The sequence below is a fragment of the Labrys sp. KB_33_2 genome, assembly GCF_052114505.1.
In the GTDB taxonomy this organism is placed as follows: Bacteria; Pseudomonadota; Alphaproteobacteria; order Rhizobiales; family Labraceae; genus Labrys.
On the sequence record NZ_JBFREW010000099.1, the window covers coordinates 1 to 326 of the forward strand.

At 65.0% G+C, this 326-nt stretch carries 1 protein-coding gene; it reads right to left on the reverse strand.

From position 1 onward, the window contains the following. Positions 1 to 326 (reverse strand): hypothetical protein (locus AB4037_RS34725; RefSeq protein ID WP_441774700.1); only part of this gene is annotated, 326 nt, incomplete at both ends.

Below are 326 nucleotides of genomic sequence, written 5' to 3' on the forward strand. Positions count from 1 at the left end.
CCGATATAGCCGTGATCCTCCTTGGTCGTGGTCGAGGTCGTCACCGGCTTGTGCAGCCCGAAGGGCTGGTAGCGCGTGGCGATGCTCGTCGTGCCAGCCTGGTCCGCCACCACACGCACCGAGCCCAGATGGTCCTTGAGCAGCGTGTAGGTCTTGGCCGTGGTGCCGGTGCCCTCGATCTTGATGTCGGGCATCGGATACTTCACCCACAGCGGCGTCGTCGGCACGCACGGATCGCTCGAGCCTTCATAGCTCACCCGCTCGTCTCCAAAGATATAGGTCGTCGTCTCCGTCGGCAGCGGATTGGGCGCCGTGGTGCAGCCCCG